Source organism: Rhizobium sp. TH135 (genome assembly GCF_002855515.1).
Lineage (GTDB): Bacteria > Pseudomonadota > Alphaproteobacteria > Rhizobiales > Rhizobiaceae > Allorhizobium.
Map to the genome: position 1 here is coordinate 304713 of NZ_PKRP01000006.1, position 18463 is coordinate 323175.

At 63.3% G+C, this 18463-nt stretch carries 21 protein-coding genes; 8 read left to right on the forward strand and 13 right to left on the reverse strand.

Translation table 11 applies throughout. From position 1 onward, the window contains the following. Window positions 1–4 precede the first annotated feature (4 nt). Window positions 5–868, forward strand: coding sequence for a phosphatase PAP2 family protein (locus C0V73_RS18950; RefSeq protein WP_102021558.1), 864 nt, complete (start codon window positions 5–7; stop codon window positions 866–868). A gap of 66 nt (window positions 869–934) precedes the next feature. Here the strand turns inward: C0V73_RS18950 and C0V73_RS18955 are convergent, their stop codons facing one another. From C0V73_RS18955 to C0V73_RS18965, 3 genes are all read right to left on the reverse strand, one after another. Beyond that, a complete protein-coding gene (locus C0V73_RS18955; RefSeq protein WP_102021559.1) occupies window positions 935–1504 on the reverse strand; it encodes an alpha-ketoglutarate-dependent dioxygenase AlkB in 570 nt (189 codons plus the stop codon). 315 nt (window positions 1505–1819) lie between these two features. After that, on the reverse strand, window positions 1820–2992 hold the full coding sequence (locus tag C0V73_RS18960) for a phage portal protein (protein WP_172450229.1): 1173 nt from the start codon (window positions 2990–2992) through the stop codon (window positions 1820–1822). Between the two features lie 98 nt (window positions 2993–3090). Then, on the reverse strand, window positions 3091–3711 hold the full coding sequence (locus C0V73_RS18965; protein ID WP_102021560.1) for a TetR/AcrR family transcriptional regulator: 621 nt from the start codon (window positions 3709–3711) through the stop codon (window positions 3091–3093). A 146-nt stretch (window positions 3712–3857) separates the two neighbouring features. Here C0V73_RS18965 and C0V73_RS18970 point away from each other — a divergent pair, with 146 nt between their 5' ends. Then, entirely contained in the window at window positions 3858–4832 is a 975-nt protein-coding gene (locus C0V73_RS18970) for a chlorophyllase (protein ID WP_102021561.1), read from the forward strand. Between the two features lie 295 nt (window positions 4833–5127). Continuing rightward, complete coding sequence (locus C0V73_RS18980) at window positions 5128–5526, forward strand: Fic family protein (RefSeq protein ID WP_102021563.1); 399 nt, start codon at window positions 5128–5130, stop codon at window positions 5524–5526. A 6-nt stretch (window positions 5527–5532) separates the two neighbouring features. Here the strand turns inward: C0V73_RS18980 and C0V73_RS18985 are convergent, their stop codons facing one another. Together C0V73_RS18985 and C0V73_RS18990 are read right to left on the reverse strand one after the other, a co-directional pair. After that, window positions 5533–5838 carry a Dabb family protein gene (locus C0V73_RS18985; protein WP_102021564.1) on the reverse strand — a complete coding sequence of 102 codons (306 nt, stop codon included), beginning with the start codon at window positions 5836–5838 and terminating at the stop codon, window positions 5533–5535. A gap of 91 nt (window positions 5839–5929) precedes the next feature. Further along, window positions 5930–6550 (reverse strand): glycoside hydrolase family 19 protein, encoded by a 621-nt coding sequence (locus C0V73_RS18990; RefSeq protein WP_172450230.1) that lies wholly within the window; start codon window positions 6548–6550, stop codon window positions 5930–5932. 210 nt (window positions 6551–6760) lie between these two features. Between C0V73_RS18990 and C0V73_RS23410 the strand changes: the two genes are divergently transcribed. Together C0V73_RS23410 and C0V73_RS18995 are read left to right on the forward strand one after the other, a co-directional pair. After that, window positions 6761–6886 (forward strand): hypothetical protein, encoded by a 126-nt coding sequence (locus tag C0V73_RS23410; RefSeq protein WP_280951015.1) that lies wholly within the window; start codon window positions 6761–6763, stop codon window positions 6884–6886. Between the two features lie 283 nt (window positions 6887–7169). After that, window positions 7170–7526, forward strand: coding sequence for an endonuclease domain-containing protein (locus tag C0V73_RS18995; RefSeq protein WP_102021565.1), 357 nt, complete (start codon window positions 7170–7172; stop codon window positions 7524–7526). A 291-nt stretch (window positions 7527–7817) separates the two neighbouring features. On the opposite strand, the gene C0V73_RS19000 is transcribed toward C0V73_RS18995, so the two are convergent. The 8 genes from C0V73_RS19000 to C0V73_RS19035 all read right to left on the reverse strand — a co-directional run bounded on the left by C0V73_RS19000 (window position 7818) and on the right by C0V73_RS19035 (window position 16615). Then, window positions 7818–9122: a terminase family protein gene (locus C0V73_RS19000; protein WP_172450241.1), complete on the reverse strand. Its 1305-nt coding sequence runs from the start codon at window positions 9120–9122 to the stop codon at window positions 7818–7820. A 494-nt stretch (window positions 9123–9616) separates the two neighbouring features. Further along, window positions 9617–10090 carry a hypothetical protein gene (locus C0V73_RS19005; RefSeq protein WP_102021566.1) on the reverse strand — a complete coding sequence of 158 codons (474 nt, stop codon included), beginning with the start codon at window positions 10088–10090 and terminating at the stop codon, window positions 9617–9619. Between the two features lie 134 nt (window positions 10091–10224). Continuing rightward, window positions 10225–11052, reverse strand: a complete 828-nt coding sequence (locus C0V73_RS19010) for a hypothetical protein (protein WP_102021567.1) — start codon at window positions 11050–11052, stop codon at window positions 10225–10227. Between the two features lie 59 nt (window positions 11053–11111). Continuing rightward, window positions 11112–12290, reverse strand: coding sequence for a GGDEF domain-containing protein (locus tag C0V73_RS19015; RefSeq protein ID WP_245408027.1), 1179 nt, complete (start codon window positions 12288–12290; stop codon window positions 11112–11114). 193 nt (window positions 12291–12483) lie between these two features. After that, entirely contained in the window at window positions 12484–12834 is a 351-nt protein-coding gene (locus C0V73_RS19020) for a carboxymuconolactone decarboxylase family protein (protein WP_102021569.1), read from the reverse strand. 177 nt (window positions 12835–13011) lie between these two features. Beyond that, on the reverse strand, window positions 13012–13212 hold the full coding sequence (locus C0V73_RS19025; RefSeq protein ID WP_102021727.1) for a heavy-metal-associated domain-containing protein: 201 nt from the start codon (window positions 13210–13212) through the stop codon (window positions 13012–13014). A 79-nt stretch (window positions 13213–13291) separates the two neighbouring features. Then, window positions 13292–13735: a Cu(I)-responsive transcriptional regulator gene (gene cueR / locus C0V73_RS19030; protein WP_102021728.1), complete on the reverse strand. Its 444-nt coding sequence runs from the start codon at window positions 13733–13735 to the stop codon at window positions 13292–13294. Window positions 13736–13822: 87 nt separating this feature from the next. Further along, a complete protein-coding gene (locus tag C0V73_RS19035; RefSeq protein WP_102021570.1) occupies window positions 13823–16615 on the reverse strand; it encodes a heavy metal translocating P-type ATPase in 2793 nt (930 codons plus the stop codon). Between the two features lie 289 nt (window positions 16616–16904). Between C0V73_RS19035 and C0V73_RS19040 the strand changes: the two genes are divergently transcribed. From C0V73_RS19040 to C0V73_RS19050, 3 genes are all read left to right on the forward strand, one after another. Beyond that, complete coding sequence (locus tag C0V73_RS19040) at window positions 16905–17693, forward strand: hypothetical protein (RefSeq protein WP_102021571.1); 789 nt, start codon at window positions 16905–16907, stop codon at window positions 17691–17693. A 198-nt stretch (window positions 17694–17891) separates the two neighbouring features. Further along, window positions 17892–18125, forward strand: a complete 234-nt coding sequence (locus C0V73_RS19045; RefSeq protein WP_102021572.1) for an antitoxin MazE family protein — start codon at window positions 17892–17894, stop codon at window positions 18123–18125. Then, window positions 18122–18445 carry a type II toxin-antitoxin system PemK/MazF family toxin gene (locus C0V73_RS19050; RefSeq protein WP_102021573.1) on the forward strand — a complete coding sequence of 108 codons (324 nt, stop codon included), beginning with the start codon at window positions 18122–18124 and terminating at the stop codon, window positions 18443–18445. Before C0V73_RS19045 ends, C0V73_RS19050 begins: the two co-directional genes overlap by 4 nt. The last annotated feature ends 18 nt before the right edge of the window (window positions 18446–18463 follow it).

An 18463-nucleotide genomic window follows, 5' to 3' on the forward strand; every position in this document is an offset into this window, starting at 1 on the left:
TTTCATGACCTATGTATCTGATCTGTCTCGCGCGCCGCGCGGCAGCGTCGAGGAGAAGCCGCTTCTTCTGTCGCTCCTGGTGACGCTGACTTTGTCTGCCGTTTTCGTCTCGTTTCCGCAGATCGACATCGCGCTCAGCCGGCTCTTCTATGTCGAGGGCGAAGGCTTCCCGGCGAGCAAGATCACCGCGCTCAACACCTTCCGCGCCTTCGGACAGTATTTCCCGCTGACGCTCACCATCGTGCTCGTCTTCGGCCTGGTGCTGAAACTGATCTATCCGTCGCGCCCGTCGCTCTTTCCGCCGCGCTTCACGCTCTATTTCGCCAGCCTCTTCCTGCTCGGCCCGGCACTGCTGGTGAACGGCATCTTCAAGCCCTTCTTCGATCGCCCGCGCCCGCGCAGCACCGTCGAATTTGGCGGCCAGGATCTGTTCGTTCACGCATGGGGTCTCGGCGGCGATTTCTTCGATGATCGATCCTTCGTCTCCGGCGAGGCCGCGGTCGTCGTCTGCCTCATCCCTCTCGCCTTCTTCGTGCCTGTTGTCTGGCGCCGCTGCGTCTTCGTGCTGCTCAGCCTGTTTGCGGCCTTGACCGCCCTCAACCGCATCGCATTCGGCGCGCATTTCCTGTCCGACGTGCTGATCGCCGCCGGCCTGATGGCGACCCTGTCGATCACGCTCGCCTACCTCTTCTACGGCCGCTCAGATGCTGCGGCCTGCGACATCAAACTCGAAGCCACCATGACCGATCTCGGCCACAGGCTGCATGCCCGGCGTCGATCCGCGATCGCTGCGATCAGCCGCCAGCTGGCTGTCGCGCCAATGTTGCTCGCGCCAGCGCCCTCGACGGGCGAGGACGGCAAGGACTGATTGGTCTGCGATTGTCTTGCTTGATGGCATCCCTCTGTCCCGGATCGAAAGGTCCGGGGCAGGCCATTAAAACCGCAAAGTCCGGAACGTCAGCGACACCCGCCGTCCGCGCATCACCCGCACGCCGTCGATCACATCCGACCGCCGCGCCGGGATCGCAGGCGTCCAGTTGCTCCGCGCCGGTCCGGCGAGCACCAGCAGCGAGCGCGGCGGCAACATCACCGCCCGTGTCTCTCCGCTTTCAAGGCAAGCAAACCGCATCTCGCAGCCAGACAGCAAACTGAGCGAAGCCACCACGTCGCCGAAACACGGCTCGCAATCGACATGCGCACTGATCCCCTGGCCGGGGAGATACTCGTTGGCGATCACCTGGTCCGGCACGGCGGCAAAAAGCCTCTCCACCACCAGCCGCTCCGCCAATCCCTGCAGCACCTCCGGCAGCGGCCCGATCCGGCTATCCCGCGTCGCGCTCCTCGCCCGGTAGTCATAACGATAACCGAAATGCCGCACGCGGCGCTTCAGCTCACTGCTCCAGTCACCGGCATTCAGGAAGGCGGCAAGCGCGACTTCCTGCCCAGGGGTGATCCAGTCGCGGATGAGACCGGCACCGGGTGGGAGGTGGGGCTGGGTATCCATAGGCGGGTGTCCGTATCTGTCTAGCAAGCATCCTAGTGCGGACATCTGTAACTGGCATCCGTGTGATGCTGGGGGGAATTGCCAACGGAACTGATCTCCTCACTTGCGAAATCTGAAGTTTAGGCGGCTTGCGCTCGCCTAAGCCTTCGATTTCGCTTTCTCCCCCACAGTGGGGGGAGAGGGAGCGGAAGGCCAGCGGCGCCGTCCCCTCTCCCCTTTGTGGGAGAGGTTACAAAATCGAGGGCTTAGCCCGATCAGGGCTAAACCTCAGATTTTGTTGGTGAGGGGATCGGTGCTGTGGGCACAACACGCCCCTCAATACCCCACCGCCTCCCGCTTCTCCTCATCCGTCAAGAACGCCGCCGCCCCCACCCGCGCCCAGAGCACATCCCGCTCGGCGGCCAGTCCTGCCACCGTGTCGAGATCCGGCACCAGCCTCAGCGCCTCGCCGGTCAACTCTCCGAGAAACACCGACAGCGACGCCCCCGTGCGCGTCACCAGCGGCAGCACGGTCAGGCGATAGAAGGCGCGGTTGGCTTCCTGGTAGTTGGCATAGGTGTTGTCGCCGGGAATGCCGAGCAACATCGGCGGCACGCCAAAGGCGAGCGCGATGTCGCGGGCAGCTCCATTCTTCGCCTCGACGAAATCCATGTCCTTGGGCGACAGCCCCATCGACTTCCAGTCGAGCCCGCCCTCCAGCAGCAATGGCCGCCCCGCCCGCATCGGGCCGGAATAGCCTTCGTCGAGCTCGACCTTCAGCCGCTGATACTGGTCGGCGGAGAGATTGCCGCCCTCCTTCGGCTGATAGACCAGTGCGCCGGAAGGCCTTGCCGAATTGTCGAGCAGCGCCTTGTTCCAGCGCCCCGCCGCATTGTGCAGATCAAGCGCCACCTGCGCTGCCGCGAGCGGCGCAAAGCCCTCGTGATCGTCGAGCGGATGAAACAGCTTCAGATGCAACAACGCATCGAGCGCGATCCGCCTTGCTTTGGTCCCGGCGCGATAATCATAGGCAGACGGCCAGCCGTCCGCCCCGGTCACCACGCTCACCCGGTCCGGCCGCAAAAGATGCAGCTCCGCCGCCCGTTCCGAACTGCGCCCGCCGGGCGCCACCGCCTCGACATAGGCATTGCCCGAGAGCAGCAGCTGTCCGTACAGCGTTTCAAGAAAATCAGCCCCCGTCATGGCGCCGTTCGGCCGCGATAGCAGCGCCAGCGCCGGATGCTCCGGCCGCTCGACCGCCGCCTGATACGCGAGGAAGGCAATGCTGGCGGCGGCTTCGGAGACCAGCCGCACGCAGCGATGCGCCACCGGGTTCTTCATGAACCCCTCCCGCGCCAGCGCCGCATAGGACCGCCCCGTCCACCGCGCCTCGCCCTCCCCCGCAATCAGCGCCAGCGCCGTTCCGGGCCGAGGATGCAGCGCCTTTTCTTCGCGCCAGGGGGTTCGATCCCGGGCATCAGCCCAGGGCAGACGAAAGGGGAATTTCATGGGATCTGTTCCTCGACAGGAATGAAAAGCGGATCGGGCCGCCTTCAAAGGTCGGCCCGGGTCTCGTCTGCGCACAGTCTCAAATTGATCTGGCCGCTTCAGCCAGAAACGGCCTTGCCCGCGCCGAAGCGCAAGCCATCGATCAGCAGCTCGACCATGACAGGCGTCTCGCCCTCCGGCTCCGCCCCCTTGATCGCCGAGAGATTGCCGATCGCCCGCAGCAGTTCGTAGGGCTCGATGCCGGCTCGCACCACGCCTGCCTCAACGGCCGCGTCGAGCAGTCGTGTCAAAGCCGGCTCGAAATTCTGACGGAAATAATCCGGCAGCGCCTGAAAAGCCGGATCGCCGGAATGCAGCGCCTGCGCCAGCCCGCGCTTGGCGGCAATGAACTTCGTGAAACGGCGCAGCCAGAGCGCCAGCGCCTCGCCCGGCGGATGCCCTGATGCGAGCACCGCCGCCTCCGCCGTGCAGGCGTCCACCTCGCGCTTGAAGACAGCGATCACCAGATCCGCACGGCTGGGAAAACGCCGATAGAGCGTGCCCACACCGACACCGGCGCGGCTTGCGATCTCGCGCGCCGGCGCATCGACGCCGCTTTCCGCAAAGATCGCCTTGGCCGCCCCCAGCAGCGCATCCTCGTTGCGTCGCGCATCGGCGCGCACCCGCGGCGTGCCTGCCTGCGCCTCGTGATCCCCGTGGTTTTCAGCGTCATCGCCCATGCGCATTCTCCTGCCGCACGCCAAAATCCGCGCAGCCCTTGCTAATCGGAACGTTGTTCCGTATATCCATCCAGCATTCGGAACAGTGTTCCGATTAATCCCTAACCCGATCGCCCGTTAAAATCCAGAGCCCGGAGGCTCCTTCCATGAACGATCTCATCACCAAAGCCCGCGCCATCCCGACGCCAGCGCCGCAAACCACCATCACCATCAACCCGATCACCCTGCCCGCGCCAGACCGCGGCCGTCCGCTTGAGCTGCGCGTCACCGCGCCGATGTCCGGCGACCATCTGCCGATCATCCTGCTCTCGCATGGCCACGGCCCCTCACTCTACATCCCCTCGAAGGATGGTTACGGCCCGCTTGTCGATTTCTACGCCGCCCATGGCTTCGTCGTCATCCAGCCGACCCATGCCAATTCCAAGGTCGCGGGCCTCGGTCCGGATGCGCCCGGCTATCCCTTCTTCTGGCAATCGCGCCTCGACGACATGACGCTGATCCTCGACAGTTTGGCGGCCATCGAAGAGGCAGCCCCCATGCTCGCGGGACGGCTCGACCATGACCGCATCGCGGCGATCGGCCATTCGCTCGGCGGCCAAACCGTCGGCATGCTGCTCGGCGCCGGCCTCACCGACACCGCCGACCCCGCCATCACCCGCGTCCGCCATCCAGAGCCGCGCATCAAGGCCGGCGTGCTTCTCGCCGCCCCCGGCCTCGGCGGCGACAGCCTCAGCGATCACGCCCGTAAGAATTACACCACGCTCAACCCGGATTTCTCGACGCTCACCACCCGCACGCTGGTCGTCGCCGGCGACGCCGACGACAATCCGCATCTGACACCGCGCGGCGCCGACTGGCATGTCGATCCGTATCGCCACGCCCCCGGCGCTGAAGCCTTGCTCACGCTCTTCGGCGGCAAACACGGCCTCGGCGGCATTGCCGGATACGACGCCAAGGAAACCGACGACGAAGATCCCGACCGCCTCGCCGTCACCCAGCGCCTGACGCTCGCCTGGCTGAGAACTGCGCTCGACATCGATGCGCGCAGCTGGCCTGAGGCGATGGCGGCACTTCAGGGCCATGCCGCTGAAGTCGGCAAAGTCGAGCAGAAGCAGACCTGAGAGGATTGGTCCCGCTGCGGCGCGTGTCTCGTGCCGCAGCGGGATCGCTCGAATACCACCTCGGCTAAGCACATCTGGCAATACACCCGAAGCTACGCTATCTTTCTGCCATGACCCCGCGCTCGAAAACCAACAAGATCGATGCCAGACCCGGCGCCGCCGGGGCGGAGCCTGCTGCCATGTCCGGCGCACAACTCGGAAAAGCGGCCAAGCCGGTGTCCAATCCTCCTGAAGTCGACGACTTCGTTGCGGAATTGCTCGTCACTGACAAGATCATCCTGGACCATCTTGCCAAGTGAGCGAGCCGGCCTGGATCACATTGCATGATGTGATCGCGATCAATCGCCGGCTTCTGCAGGACACACCAGAACATCATTTCGTGCGGGATGTCGCCGCTTTGGAAGGCGCCCTCAACAGGCCGCGCTTCCAAGCTGACTATCTGCAGATCTCCTCGCTATCCTGGCTCGCCAGCGCCCATATTCAAGCGATCGGCAAAGCCCACGCCTTCGAACAGGCCAACAAGCGAACAGCCTGGCTCGCGGGCCGATATTTCATCGCCATCAACGGCTATAAGCTGAACCTGACGGCTGCCGACCAGGAAAGCTTGAAACTGCAGATCGAGGATCTGATCGTCACCGACGTGGATCCTGCAGAGCTTGCGTGGGAACTGGAGCTACGCTTGCAGCAGCTGTGATCGTCCTCACAGCCTCTCCCGCACCGCCTCTTCCACCACATAATCCGCCGCAAACCGCTCCTCGCGCAGCGGCTTCACCCGCCGGATACTCTCTTCATATAGCGGATGCGCCTTGTAGGCGGCAAGCGCCCTCTCGTCTTCGAACTCACCATAGACGACGAGGTCGATGCTGCGGTGAAAGCCATCCGTCTTCATATTCGTGCCGATCTCCAGCCGCGTCGCGCTTGGGATCTCGGTGAGGATGGACAGCCCTGCCCTGACTGCCTCGACATTCTCGGGGCTCACCGTGAAGAAGACGATGTGGCGGATCATGGGGCACCCTTTAAACCTGTTGCAGCGCAAAAGCCGATAGCATCGCGCAGGCCCCCGCTCAATCGGCCATGCGGCCGCATCGACGCTTCGCTCACACCATAAGCCCGGCCCGGATCGCCGCATCGAAGGTTCTGGCCGTCACTGCGATCTTCGCCGCCCGGTCCCGCCCGTTGACGATTTTGCGCGCCCCCGTCCAGTCCGCTTTCGCGCCGTAGAAATGATCGGAGAGCTTGGCACCGGAAAACAGCCCCTCGGTCATGCCGACGACGAGAATGGTTGCCGCGACATCGAGCCGGAGAGCAAGGTCCGGCTGCCCCACGAGATCGAGCCCGGTCACCCGGCTCATCTTTGCATAGTTCTCGCGATGCGTGATCTGCACCAGCCCCCGGCCATAATAGCTGTGCCCCTGCTCGTCGCGCCGCCAATAGGGCGTCGACACCGTCGGCAGCTTGCCCGCCCGCCAGGCCCGCTCCAACCTTGCCACCGCATCCTCATCGGTCGCAGCAAACGTCTCGCGCACCGCCTGCATGGTGCCACCGGTCTCGTGGTGCGCGGTTGCCAGCATATAGGCGAGCCAGCGCGGATCGGCCCAGCCGCGCGCCGAAAAGCGCGTCAGCACCGCCTCCACACCCTCCACCTGCCCCTGGGTCAGCCGGCCGCCGAACACGGCATTGCGCAGCCCCGCGAAGACGATTCGCCGGTCGATCCGCATGGTGAGATCCTCGATTTCGGGAGGGGGTGCCGCCTTGCGCCCGTCCTAGCGCCGGGTCGGGCTCAAAAAAACTTCAGAACTAAAACGATTGAAGAAATTTCAATCGTTTAGACCGCGTTCCGTTCACATTTACAAAGCCTTAACAGTGTGGAACTTTCCGCCCATGAAGACGTTTTGGAAGCCGATACTTCCAACATGAGGAGGGAAGACATGCAGACGACCACTTCGACCAAGACCGCCGCCCCGGCAACGATCCCGGCCCATGTCCTGCAGCGCCTCGAAAACGAATGGCGCCAGGTCCGCCAGCCGGCCGAGCAGCCCGGTCAGGCCAAGTAAACCGATCCACCGCATTGCATGATCAACCGGCGTCCGAAAGGGCGCCGGTTTTTTTGTTTGGGGGGATGATGGCATTCGACGTTCATATCTCCCCCCTTGCGGGGGAGAACGAAAAATCGAAGGCTTAGGCGAGCGTAAGCCGCCTAAACTTCAGATTTTCCAGGAGAGGGGATCCGTTCAGTGGGCACCTTCCCGGCGGAACCCTGTTCAGTTGCCACGAACGAAGAGATCTTGCCACCACAACCCACAAGCGCATACTGCCCCAATCCAACAGGCCAATCCCATGCGCCACGAACCCAAACCCCTCGCCCGAACCCGGGCACGCCAGATGCGCGCCGACCCGACCACCCCGGAAGCCCGCCTCTGGCGCGCGCTGCGTGATCGCCAACTCGCCGGCGCAAAATTCCGCCGCCAGGTCCCGCTTCGTGGCTACATCCTCGATTTCGTCTGCTTCGAAGCAAAGTTGATTATCGAAGTCGACGGTGGCCAACACGGCGACAATACTCGGGACATCCACCGCGACGCCCTCTTCCGCGCCGAAGGCTTCCGCATCCTGCGCTTCTGGAACGATGAGGTGCTGGAGCATATCGACGACCTCTGCCGGCATATTCTGTCGGAACTGCGAAACGGTGGGGAGTGATTGTGCCAACGGAACCGATCCCCTCACCAACAAAATCTGAGGTTTAGCCCTCATCGGGCTAAGCCCTTGATTTTGTAACCTCTCCCACAGAGGGGAGAGGGGACGATGCCGCAACCGCGCACTCCCTCTCCCCCTCTGTGGGGGAGAAAGCGAAATCGAAGGCTTAGGCGAGCGCAAGCCGCCTAAACTTCAGATTTCGCAAGTGAGGGGATTGGTTCAGTGGGCACCTTCCCGACAGGATCAGTTCAGTGGTCATCGCCATTCCGCCGATCCGTCCAACTGAGACCCACCTCACACCCCCCGGATCCTCGGCTCGCCGCCGCCCTCCAGCATCAGCGCTGTCAGCGCCCAGACCAGCGCATCGAGCCGGTCCGGCGAGCGCCCGTTCGACAGTCCCTCCGGGCCGAAGTCACACATCTGGTCCTCCAGCTCGACAAACCGCCCCGCATGCAGAACCCGGCCCTGCTCGTACAAGGCCGCGACCGGCTCGGCGCGCAAAAACTTGCCGCGTGTCGCCCTGACCGTCGTCACCGGCAGCCGCGCCTCGATGCCTTCCAGCACCGCGCGCACCATGTCGCCGCCCTGGTTCACCTCGGCCACCACCCGGTCTGCCTCGAAACGCCTGTAGGCGGAAACTACCGCCCGCGCCCAGCCCGCCGGGCCGGCGCCGTCAACCGAACAATCCGAGAGCACCACCGCCTGGCCATTTTCCTTCAGCCCCGCGACGACAATGCCGCAGCAAGCCGAAACGCCACCCGCCGGCGGATCGACAGCCACCACGATGCGGCGCAAGGGTTCCGCCAGTTTCACCACGATCTCGTCGAGCCGTGCGCGCTTCCACAGGCCATCCGCCCGGTCCTCGATCAGCTCGCCGTCCAGTTCCTGCCGCCCGAGCCTTGTCCCCCCATAGCGGGCCTGAAGCGCGCCCAAAAACCCCGGCGCCAGATGCGCCGCATTGGCCGAAGTCGCCATGCGCGTCAGCACCGTCCCCTCATCCGCCATCAGCCGCTTCAACAGCGGCACCGGCCGTGGCGTCGTCGTCACCACCTGGCGCGGATCATCGCCCAGCCGCAGCGCAAACTGCAGCATGTCATAGGTCTCGTCGGCATGTTTCCATTTGGCGAGCTCGTCGCACCAGGCGAGATGAAACTGCGGCCCGCGCAGGCTTTCGGGATCTTCCGAGGAGAAGATCTGCGCGATCGCCCCGTTCGGCCAGACCAGCCGGCGCCTCGAAATCTCCACCTCCGGCCGCATGCGCCGCGCAATCCGCGAAAGCCCCGAGGCCCCGTCGATCATCACCTCACGCGCATCGCCCAGCGTTTCCGCCACCAGCGCAATCCGCAAATCCGTCCGCCGTCCCGCCGCCAGCACCTGTGCCTGCACCCATTCGGCACCAGCCCGCGTCTTGCCCGATCCACGACCGCCGAGGATCAGCCAGCTCAGCCAGTCTCCTTCAGGCGGAAGTTGCTCGCGCCGTGCCAGAAGCCTCCAGTCGCGGGCGAGAAAGGCAAGTTCGGAGAGCGTGAGTTGCGAGAGATTGAGCCGCCCCCGCTCCTGTCCAAGCTGCACACCTCCGTGCGCTCCGACCGGGACCATCAATCCTGCCCGTGCCCGGGTTTCAGGCGCCGTAGCCTCGGTGATCGCGCCCTTCAGCGCTTTCGACCTGCGGATGCCGTCCGCGATCCCGCCCAGCCCGTGGTTCAGATCTCCAACAATGCCGAGCGCCGATGTCTGCGCTTTCGCCGTCCGATCCCGCTCCAGCCTGCCCTGGGATTTCGGCGTCATCGGCAGTCTCCTGGAAGCATCGGCTGGCCGTGTGGCAACAGAACCGATCCCCTGACTTGCGAAATCTGAAGTTTAGGCGGCTTGCGCTGACCTCAAGCCTTCGATTTCGCTTTCTCCCCCACAGAGGGGGGAAGAGGGAGCGCGAGACCAGCCGCGTCGACACCTCTCCCCTCTGTGGGAGAGGTTACAAAATCGAGGGCTTAGCCCGATCAGGGCTAAACCTCAGATTTTGTTGGTGAGGGGATCCGTTCAGTTGGCAATCCATCAACATGACCTAGCGAAAAGCGATCAACCCAAAGCCTCCCTCACGGCGGCCCCCGCCCATCGGCGAGTCCCCCAACCTCCGCCATCCGCACCGCCACCGCCGCATCCAGCCGCTCAGCCACCCCAGCCTCGACCCGGGCTGCAATCAGCGCTTCGACCTCACCGCGCAGCGCCTCCGGATCGCGCGCCTCCAGCGCCCGCTCCTCGGCATCCACACGGTCGCGCTCCAGCTGGCGCAAGAGCGCATCGATCTTTTCCAGCGTGCGGACGATCAGCGCAATCGCATCGGTCGCTGCCTTGATATCGGCGCGCGCCTGCTTGGACAGCGCCTCGTCGGCCCCGTCGAGCACCGCCTCAGCACCCGCCCGCAAGCGGCGAAAGAGGTCGAACTGGGCGCGCATCTCGGCGGTGAATTCGTTGAGCAGCGCATCCAGCTCGCCCGCCCCCGCCGCCTTCACCTCGATGACCTCAGGCAGCGCCTCGTCCAGATCCCCCCGTCGATCCCCGTCCAGCATGGCGCCCTCCGAAACGAAAAAGGGCCCGCACAGCGGACCCTCTCCAAACCTTCACCGGAAGCGCCTCAACCCTTGCGGCCACAGCTTTCCGATCATGTCAAAACCCTAGCGAATGACCGTCACGGTGTCAAGGATTATTTTCCTATTTCAGCCAGCGAGACTGAGTTTGTGGTGGTCAGCGCTTGCACCGGTATACTCGCGAGCATCGCTGTGACTGCGCTCCTAGAGATCCCGAGCATCGAAATGGCTTCATTGGCATCAAGAAGCACTTCTGGATGTGCAATCGGGTTTCGGTGAAGCTTCGCGATCTGCTTCAACGTTTCCCATACCTTTTCATCGCCAACTTGAGATGCAGCCATTTTCGCAGCGATGTTCCCGATCGTTTCGGGAAATGGGCGTACTTGTTCACCAGCCACGGAGTCCCAGTATCGCCGCACCACTGCCTCAACAACCCGAAACGTGTGAAATCCGCAAGCTGTGAAACGCTCAAATGCTAAACAACGACCCGCCTCTTGTGCATCTTCAAAGGCTTCCGGAACTTTTGTCCAAGTATCCAACGGGAACAAACTCCCACCGTTCTCGATCAGTTTATCAACGTCATACGTATCTTTCGCGGAGACTAGGAACGTGGGGAATGTGGCCAACTCCGACAACAGAATCATCTTGAACCGGTTTGCCGCTTCGGTGACCGACCAAATCTCAAAATCTTGAAATTGGTAGGACTCCTCTTTGACAGTCTTGTCAAAAAGTTCATCGATAGCGATTTCTAATGCTGCCGCGCTATGACGAGATATTTTTACAAACGGCGAATAAACCGAATTCTGAACTAAGTTACTCAGAGCAGTTTTTGCGCTAAACAGCAGGTATCGAGCGGATCCAACCGAACTTTCTGCCCGAAGTTCTCCGAGGCGCTCGATTGGTCCGATGCTTTCGATTATCCACGTAAGACTGATCCGCTGCATACAAAACCCCTATAGACTACGAAAGTCCTAGGTGCATTAAGCCCAAAGCACAACCCCGCTCACCCCGCCTTAGACCGGTTCCGCCCCGCACTCTTCGCCTCATACAGCGCGAGATCCGCCCGTGTGACCAGATCGCGCGGGTTGCGCAGATCACCCTCCCCCGTGCCGGCATAGCCGACAGAAACAGTGACATGGCTGAGGCCATCGACGCGGGCGGGATGGGGAATGGCAAGGTCGCGCACGCTGCGCACCAGGCGGTCGGCGAGAAAGGCCCCGCCGGTCTTCGCGTCGACGGCGAACAGCAGCGTGAATTCCTCGCCGCCATAGCGCGCGGCAAAGCCGTCGTGGCGGGCGGCGAAGGTGGAGAGGGCAGAGGCGATCCGGCGCAGGCAGTCGTCGCCGGCGACATGGCCGAAGCGGTCGTTGAAGGCCTTGAAGTGGTCGACATCGACCATCAGCAGCAGCACCTCCTCGCGCTCGGAAAACCAGGTCTCCAGCGTCTCGTCGAGATGGCGGCGGTTCGGAATGCCGGTCAGCATGTCGGTCAGCGTCAGGTCGCGCAAGGCCGCGCCGCGGCGCTCGGCCCGGTCGGCGCGGTTTTGCGCGTCATAGCGGGCGAGATAGGTCAGACAGCGCTGTCGCTCCACATGCCAGTTGCCGTAGAGCGTGAAGAAGAGCCCGGTCACCACCTGCACGGTGAGCGGAAAGATAAGGTTCTCGTCCAGCCCCGGCTTGTTATAGATGACCCAGAGCGCCGCCAGACAGGTGACGCTGGTGAAGACCAGAGCCCAGCGATAGCGCAGCACCAGCAGCATGTTGCCGAAGAGCAGTACCAGCGGCAGTTCGCCCAGCGTGTAGCTCGCATAGGCCGATTGCGAGATGTAGAGCAGGTAAAGCGGCAAAAGGCTTGCGACGAACATGCCCTGCAGCAGCAACAGTTCGCGAAAGGCCGGCGGCAGGCGCGGCACGAGATAGAAGATCGCCAGCGATCCCGGGACCAGAACGAAAAGCCGCATCGCCACCGTGAAGGGCTGGATGTCCGCCATCAGGTAAAGGCTGGTCAGGTTGTAGATGTTGTAGACGATCAGGCCGACGATGATCGCGTGGCGCAGGTGCTTGATCCGCTCGCCGCCGAAATCGCGCTCCTCGGCGCGTTCCACTTCGGGCGGCATCCGCAACAGCCAGTCCAGCCGGCTCCTTGCACCCGAAGGTGCGGCGCCCACATCCGCGTCACTCAATTCCTGTCTTTCCCTGTCCGGCTGCCCCACAGCAGCTCTGGGGAACAATCATCAGCCAGGCTTACGAATATTTCGCTAATTTAGGTGGCGCAAATGCGCAGATACCGCAGAATTTCAGGGGAAATTGGAGGGCCGGCCGCGCCGGCCGGAAGCCCCCGCGAAGTCGTGACGGGAGCACCCTTTTAAGGACTCGTCAGGCGTCGGGCCCGCCGAACTGCTCCCAGGCCATCATGGCATCGCCCGCATACATCAGCGAGGGTCCGCCGCCCATATAGACCGCCAGCCCCAGCGTCTCCTCGAATTCCGCCTTGGTGGTGCCGAGCTTGATCAGCGCCTCCGTGTGAAAGCCGATGCAGCCGTCGCAGCGGGTGGAAATGGCAATGCCGAGCGCTACGAGTTCCTTCACCTTCTTCGACAGCGCGCCATCCTTCGTCGCCGCGCCAGCCATGGCCGAAAAGCCTGACATCACATCGGGAATATCCTTGCGCAGGGTCTTGATCCCGCTCGAGATGTCCCGGGTGATGGCGATGTAATCCTTGCTCATGGCGGTGTCTCCAAATATATATACGATAGTTCATATATATTGAGGTTCGTGGAGATTGCAAGGGAGGCAGTAGGTAGCGAGATTGGATTGATTCCCCAGCAGCGTGGGACACCTGCAAATTCTTCGCCCTTCGCGGCGGACGAACTCCAGCTCCCTACTGGCTACTGCCTACCCCACTCACCCTTCCCGCACCGGCGTATAACCCGCCTCGCGGATCGCCTGCTCGGCCAGCACCGCGTCACCCTCGACAAAGGCCTTGCGGGCGGCGAGATCGATCGTCACGGCCTTGCCCGGCAGCACATCCGCCAGCGCCTTGACCACGGTCTTTTCGCAATGGCCGCAGGTCATGTCCTCGATCTTGAAAACCGTCTGTCCGATCATGGTGTTATCCTTCCTCGTCTTGGCCGGCATCTCCGGCCTTGTGATTGTCATTGTCAGCCTTCCCACAGGGGCAAGGTCAATCCCCGCAACAGTCGCCACCCGTCTTCTCGTCGGCGGTCTTTTGCCGCAGCGGCCTGCCTTCGAGATCGGCGAGGATCGGGCAGTTGGGCCGGTCATTGCCCTGGCAGCGTTCGGCAAGATGGTAGAGCGTGTCGCGCATCGCCTGCATCTCGGCGATCTTCGTCTCCAGCTCCTCGACATGATGAAGCGCGAGCGCCTTCACCTCGGCACTGGCCCGCGCCTTGTCATCCCAGAGCTTCAGCAGCCGCTCGGTCTCCTCAAGCGAAAAGCCGAGCTTTCGGGACCGCCGCACGAAACGCAGCCGATTGACACTGTCGGCGTCATAGACCCGGTAATTCGAGGCCGTCCGCCCCGCCGGTGCAATCAGCCCTATCTCCTCATAGTAACGGATCATCTTGGCCGACACGCCCGAGGCATGCGAGGCTTCGCCGATGTTCATCGTCATGGTCGTTTCTCCGTGGTTGACCCTACCTCCCCCCATGCGGGGGAGGACGGAAAATCGAAGGCTTAGGTGAGCGCAAGCCACCTAAACTTCAGATTTCCCTGGAGAGGGGCAAGGTTCCGCCGGCACCAGCCTCACTGGGCCCCTCTCTTGCAAAATCTGAGGTTTAGCCCTGACTGGGCTAAGCCCTCGATTCTGCTTTCCCCCCGCAAGGGGGGAGATGGTTTCCGTCACCTTCGCCGTCCTCAACCTCAACGCATTGGTCAACACAAACACGCTCGACAGCCCCATGGCCGCCGCGCCCAGCATCGGCGAGAAGGTCACGCCTGACAGCGGATAGAGCAGCCCGGCCGCGACCGGGATGAGCGCCACATTGTAGCCAAAGGCCCAGAAGAGGTTTTGGCGGATATTGCCCATCACCCGGTCAGACAGCTCGATCGCATGCAGCGCGCCCATCAGATCGCCGCTGACCAGCACCACATCGGCGCTTTCGATCGCGACATCCGTGCCGGTACCAATCGCAATCCCGACATCGGCAGTAGCGAGCGCCGGCGCGTCATTGATGCCGTCGCCGACAAAGGCAACCGCCTCACCTTTCGCCTGCAGCGCCTTGATCGCGCTCACCTTTCCCTCCGGCAGCACTTCGGCGACAACAGCATCAATCCCGGCCTTTTTCGCCACGGCTTCCGCCGTGCGCCGGTTATCGCCCGTCACCATCATCAGCTTCAGGCCACGGGCCTTCAGCGCCGCAATTGCCTCTGTACTCGTCGGTTTGATCGGGTCGGCAACCGCAATGGCTGCTGCGAGCTTGCCGTCGATGGCGACATAGAGCGGGCTTGCGCCTTCGTCGGCGAGACGGGTTACGGCGGCCTGGAGGCTGGCGGCAGAGACAGCACCTCCCCCCTCGTTGGGGAGAGATTCCAGCAGCACCCCTAGCTTCACCATGAAGCGATCCGCACCCGCAGCAACCCGCCGGCCCTCGACCATTCCGGTGACGCCAAACCCTGCCACGGCCTCGACATTGTCCACGGAAGCCAACGCAATCCCCCGCGTCTCCGCCGCGCGCACAATCGCATCTGCCAGCGGATGTTCCGAGCGCGCCTCGAGGCTTGCGGTTAGCCTGAGCACCTCGGCCTCGTCAAAGCCCTCTGCCGTCACGATCTCGCTCACCTCAGGCTTGCCCGCCGTGATCGTTCCGGTCTTGTCCATGACCACCCAGTCGATGGCAGAAAGGCCCTGCAGCGCCTCGCCTTTGCGGAAGAGCACGCCGAGTTCGGCGGCTCTCCCCGTGCCGACCATGATCGACGTCGGCGTCGCGAGCCCCATGGCACAGGGGCAGGCGATGATGAGTACGGCGACAGCCGCCACCAGACCATGCGTATAGGCCGGGTCCGGGCCGAGGAGCAGCCAGATCAGGAAGGTCACGACGGCAATGCCGATCACGACAGGCACGAACCAGGCCGTCACTTCATCGACCAGCTTCTGGATCGGCAGCTTTGCCCCTTGCGCTTCCTGCACCATCCGGATGATGCGCGACAGCATCATGTCGGCGCCAACGCCCGTTGCCTCGAAGCGGAAGGAGCCGGAGCCGTTGACCGTACCGCCGATGACGGTGGCACCAACGCCCTTTTCGACCGGGATCGGCTCGCCCGAGATCATCGCTTCGTCGACGGCGCTTGCGCCATCGATCACCCGGCCATCGACCGGAATGCGCTCGCCGGGCCTGACCACTACGACATCACCGAGTTTCACGTCGGAGAGCGCCACGTCGCGCGTCGCGCCGCCGCGCTCGACCCGGGCTGTCTTCGCCTGCAGCCCCGCCAGCTTGCGGATGGCTGCCCCCGTGCGGCCCTTGGCCCGGGCCTCGAGCAGCCGCCCGAGCAGGATCAGCGAGACGATGACGGTTGCGGCTTCATAATAGACATGCCGCGTATCCACCGGCAGCAGGCCTGGCGCAAAAGTCGTCACCAGCGAATAAAGATAGGCGGCCCCGGTGCCGATAGCGACCAGCGCGTTCATGTCGGGTGCGAGCCGCAAGAGCGCCGGAATGCCCTTCACATAAAAGCGCCGGCCGGGACCAACGAGCACCGCCGTCGCCAGTGCAAATTGCAGCAGATACAGCGAGTTGCCGGGGAAAACATCCATCAGGACATGATGCAGCGGCGGATAGATATGCGCGCCCATTTCGACGACAAAGAGCGGCAGGGTGAGCACGAAGGCAATCAGGAAATCACGCTTGAGCCCTGATATTTCCTTCTCGCGCCGCGCCTCGCGGCCATCGACGGCCGCCCTTGCCGAACCCGCCCGATGGTTCGGCACAGCAGCTGCCGCAACGCCTTTTTTGCCGCCGTCGTCCGTTGCCCCTTGCAGCGGGTTGAGGTCAGCGGCAGCGGCACCGCCCTCGGAAGAAGCGGTGTCCGCATCGCCCGACAGACGGACGACATAGCCGACCTTGGTGACGGCAGCGGCGAGGGCCGGCAGCGCCTGAACGCCGCCCAGCACCTTCACCATCGCCTCGCCTGTCGCCAGATTAACGCTCGCCGTCTCGACCGACGGCACGGATTTCAGCGCCTTCTCGACCCTTGAGACGCAAGAGGCACAGGTCATGTCCTCGACCTCGAGCACCAGCGTTTCGGCCTTGGCCTCGTAACCGGCCTTGTCGATCGCGGCCAGCAAGGCGCTTGCCGAAAACCCGGCAGCCGTCGTGACGCTCAGCGTCTCGGTCGCAAAATTTACCGTACTTTCGGCGACGCCCGGCACGGATGCCGCAGCCTTCTCAACCCGTCGCACACAAGATGCGCAGGTCATGCCCTCGACGGGCAAAAGGATCGTCTGGTTCGTATTCTTGGCCCCATCGGGCCTGGACTGCATATTCATAGCGGTCACCTCCGCCACCTTACATGGACCTTCCCATCATGGGAGGGTCAAGGGGGAGGGTGACGATTTCTTGCAGGGCACCCTCAAAGGGCGGCTTCACCTCCCCTCAAGGGGGAGGTGGGGGCTCGGGCAGTCGCATGCTTCAGCAATCCTGGATATTGTGGTTAACCGATCACTTCACCTCTGCCCTGCCAAGACAGGGCGCGGTTTTCGTCATAGCCTTCCATCCTCAAAACCCTGCAGTTGCGGTCTTCGCGCCAGGCGGAAGACATTGAGACGGAGATTGCCGATGTCCTTGTTGCGTGCCGCGTTGTCCCCGCTCTTGGTGTTGGCTCCGTGCCGCCGCGCGCTTGCCGCCGCCATGCTGTCGCTGCTTGCGGCCTGCCAGGCGCCACCCGCACCGCAGATCCACAGCGTTCTCAACCAGTATTCGCTCGCCGAGATCACGGTCGACTATTCGAGGCTGAACCAGCCGCTCCTGGTGTCGGATCTGGAGGGGGACATCAACCGCTCGGTTTCGTCTTCCGCGGTCGATGGGCTCGGAACGCGGCTCGGGCTGACCAACCAGGCGGCCAAGCAGGCAGCCATGCAGCAGGCGATTAATGCGCATATTACCCCGCATGTGCGCGACCAGCTAACGCCGCTGTTCAAAGGCACGCGCCCGGCACGCGCCGAAATCGTCGTCTATTCCGTCTTCCTCCGCAGCCGGCTCAGCCTGCAGCAGCTGACTGGAGCGGAAGTCACGATCGACGGGGTCCGGCGGCCGAACGGGCCGCAGCTGGTTGCGGGGCTTCGCATCTATGACCTGCAGACCGGCGAGCCCCTGCAGGAGATCCCGCCGATCACCAAGACCGATGACGGCTCGATCACGGTCGCCAGCAGCGGTCCCAAGGCGCCCGAATACGGCACCTCGCCCCGGCTCAACAAGCTCTCCTTCGACTTTGCCCGCGAGGCGGCCTACGCGCTTTCGAACGCGCCCTCTGCAGCCGGTTTCGGCCCCGGCTCTGGCACCGGCCTGGGCCTTGCCCCTGGTGGGAGCGACGTGAAGACACTGTGGTCGATGCAGAAGGTGGAGTGAAATGAGCCGGGAAATGAGGCTGATGGCGGTGAGCATGATCTCGTCGGTCGAATGGTGCTGCCGGATGCGTGGATGCGGCCGGAGTTGTGGGGGTGATAGGGGCAGGTGCCTGAGGCACAGGTCAAACACAAAGGCGTTCATGCCTTGCCGCCAGGCTCGAAATTCGTTACATGTAACGGAAGCTCAGGGAGATACATCATGGCTGCATCTGTCAGCAGGCGCGTGCAGAAGAGGCGTGAGAGCCTGCGGGCGCAGGGGTTGCGTCCCGTCCAGATCTGGCTACCAGACACACGGAGTTCCGGATTTGCGGAGGAATGTGCGCGACAGGCGAAGCTGACAGCTGAGATGGACGCGGCGGATGGAGATCTGAACGCCTTCCTCGATGAGGCCCTGGCGGATCTTGGTGAAACTGCACAAGAGCCGCATGCGTGAGACGCGGAGATCTGGCCACTGTCGCGATGTCCGGCGACTTCGGCAAGCCGCGTCCGGCGCTCATTATCCAGAGCGACAGGTTTGCCGACACTGGGACGGTCACAGTGCTTCTCGTCACGAGCACAGACGTTGAAGCGCCCCTCCTCCGCGTGCTGGTTCAGCCTGACGCGGAGAATGGCCTCATTCAGCCGTCCTGGGTTATGATCGATAAGGCCATGTCAGTGAAACGTGAGCGTATAGGGCGGGTTATCGGTCGGGTCCGAGACGAGACAATGCAGACGGTGACGCGAAATCTCGCCGTGTTTCTGGGAATGGGATAACCGGAAAAGGTTTCCTCT

Coding starts and splice junctions, on each gene's coding strand:
- C0V73_RS18950 (WP_102021558.1), top strand. CDS start 5: ATGACCTATGTATCTGATCTGTCTCGCGCGCCGCGCGGCAGCGTCGAG.
- C0V73_RS18955 (WP_102021559.1), bottom strand. CDS start 1,504: ATGGATACCCAGCCCCACCTCCCACCCGGTGCCGGTCTCATCCGCGAC.
- C0V73_RS18960 (WP_172450229.1), bottom strand. CDS start 2,992: ATGAAATTCCCCTTTCGTCTGCCCTGGGCTGATGCCCGGGATCGAACC.
- C0V73_RS18965 (WP_102021560.1), bottom strand. CDS start 3,711: ATGGGCGATGACGCTGAAAACCACGGGGATCACGAGGCGCAGGCAGGC.
- C0V73_RS18970 (WP_102021561.1), top strand. CDS start 3,858: ATGAACGATCTCATCACCAAAGCCCGCGCCATCCCGACGCCAGCGCCG.
- C0V73_RS18985 (WP_102021564.1), bottom strand. CDS start 5,838: ATGATCCGCCACATCGTCTTCTTCACGGTGAGCCCCGAGAATGTCGAG.
- C0V73_RS18990 (WP_172450230.1), bottom strand. CDS start 6,550: ATGCGGATCGACCGGCGAATCGTCTTCGCGGGGCTGCGCAATGCCGTG.
- C0V73_RS23410 (WP_280951015.1), top strand. CDS start 6,761: ATGCAGACGACCACTTCGACCAAGACCGCCGCCCCGGCAACGATCCCG.
- C0V73_RS18995 (WP_102021565.1), top strand. CDS start 7,170: ATGCGCCACGAACCCAAACCCCTCGCCCGAACCCGGGCACGCCAGATG.
- C0V73_RS19000 (WP_172450241.1), bottom strand. CDS start 9,122: ATGGTCCCGGTCGGAGCGCACGGAGGTGTGCAGCTTGGACAGGAGCGG.
- C0V73_RS19005 (WP_102021566.1), bottom strand. CDS start 10,090: ATGCTGGACGGGGATCGACGGGGGGATCTGGACGAGGCGCTGCCTGAG.
- C0V73_RS19010 (WP_102021567.1), bottom strand. CDS start 11,052: ATGCAGCGGATCAGTCTTACGTGGATAATCGAAAGCATCGGACCAATC.
- C0V73_RS19020 (WP_102021569.1), bottom strand. CDS start 12,834: ATGAGCAAGGATTACATCGCCATCACCCGGGACATCTCGAGCGGGATC.
- cueR (WP_102021728.1), bottom strand. CDS start 13,735: ATGAACATCGGCGAAGCCTCGCATGCCTCGGGCGTGTCGGCCAAGATG.
- C0V73_RS19035 (WP_102021570.1), bottom strand. CDS start 16,615: ATGAATATGCAGTCCAGGCCCGATGGGGCCAAGAATACGAACCAGACG.
- C0V73_RS19040 (WP_102021571.1), top strand. CDS start 16,905: ATGTCCTTGTTGCGTGCCGCGTTGTCCCCGCTCTTGGTGTTGGCTCCG.
- C0V73_RS19045 (WP_102021572.1), top strand. CDS start 17,892: ATGGCTGCATCTGTCAGCAGGCGCGTGCAGAAGAGGCGTGAGAGCCTG.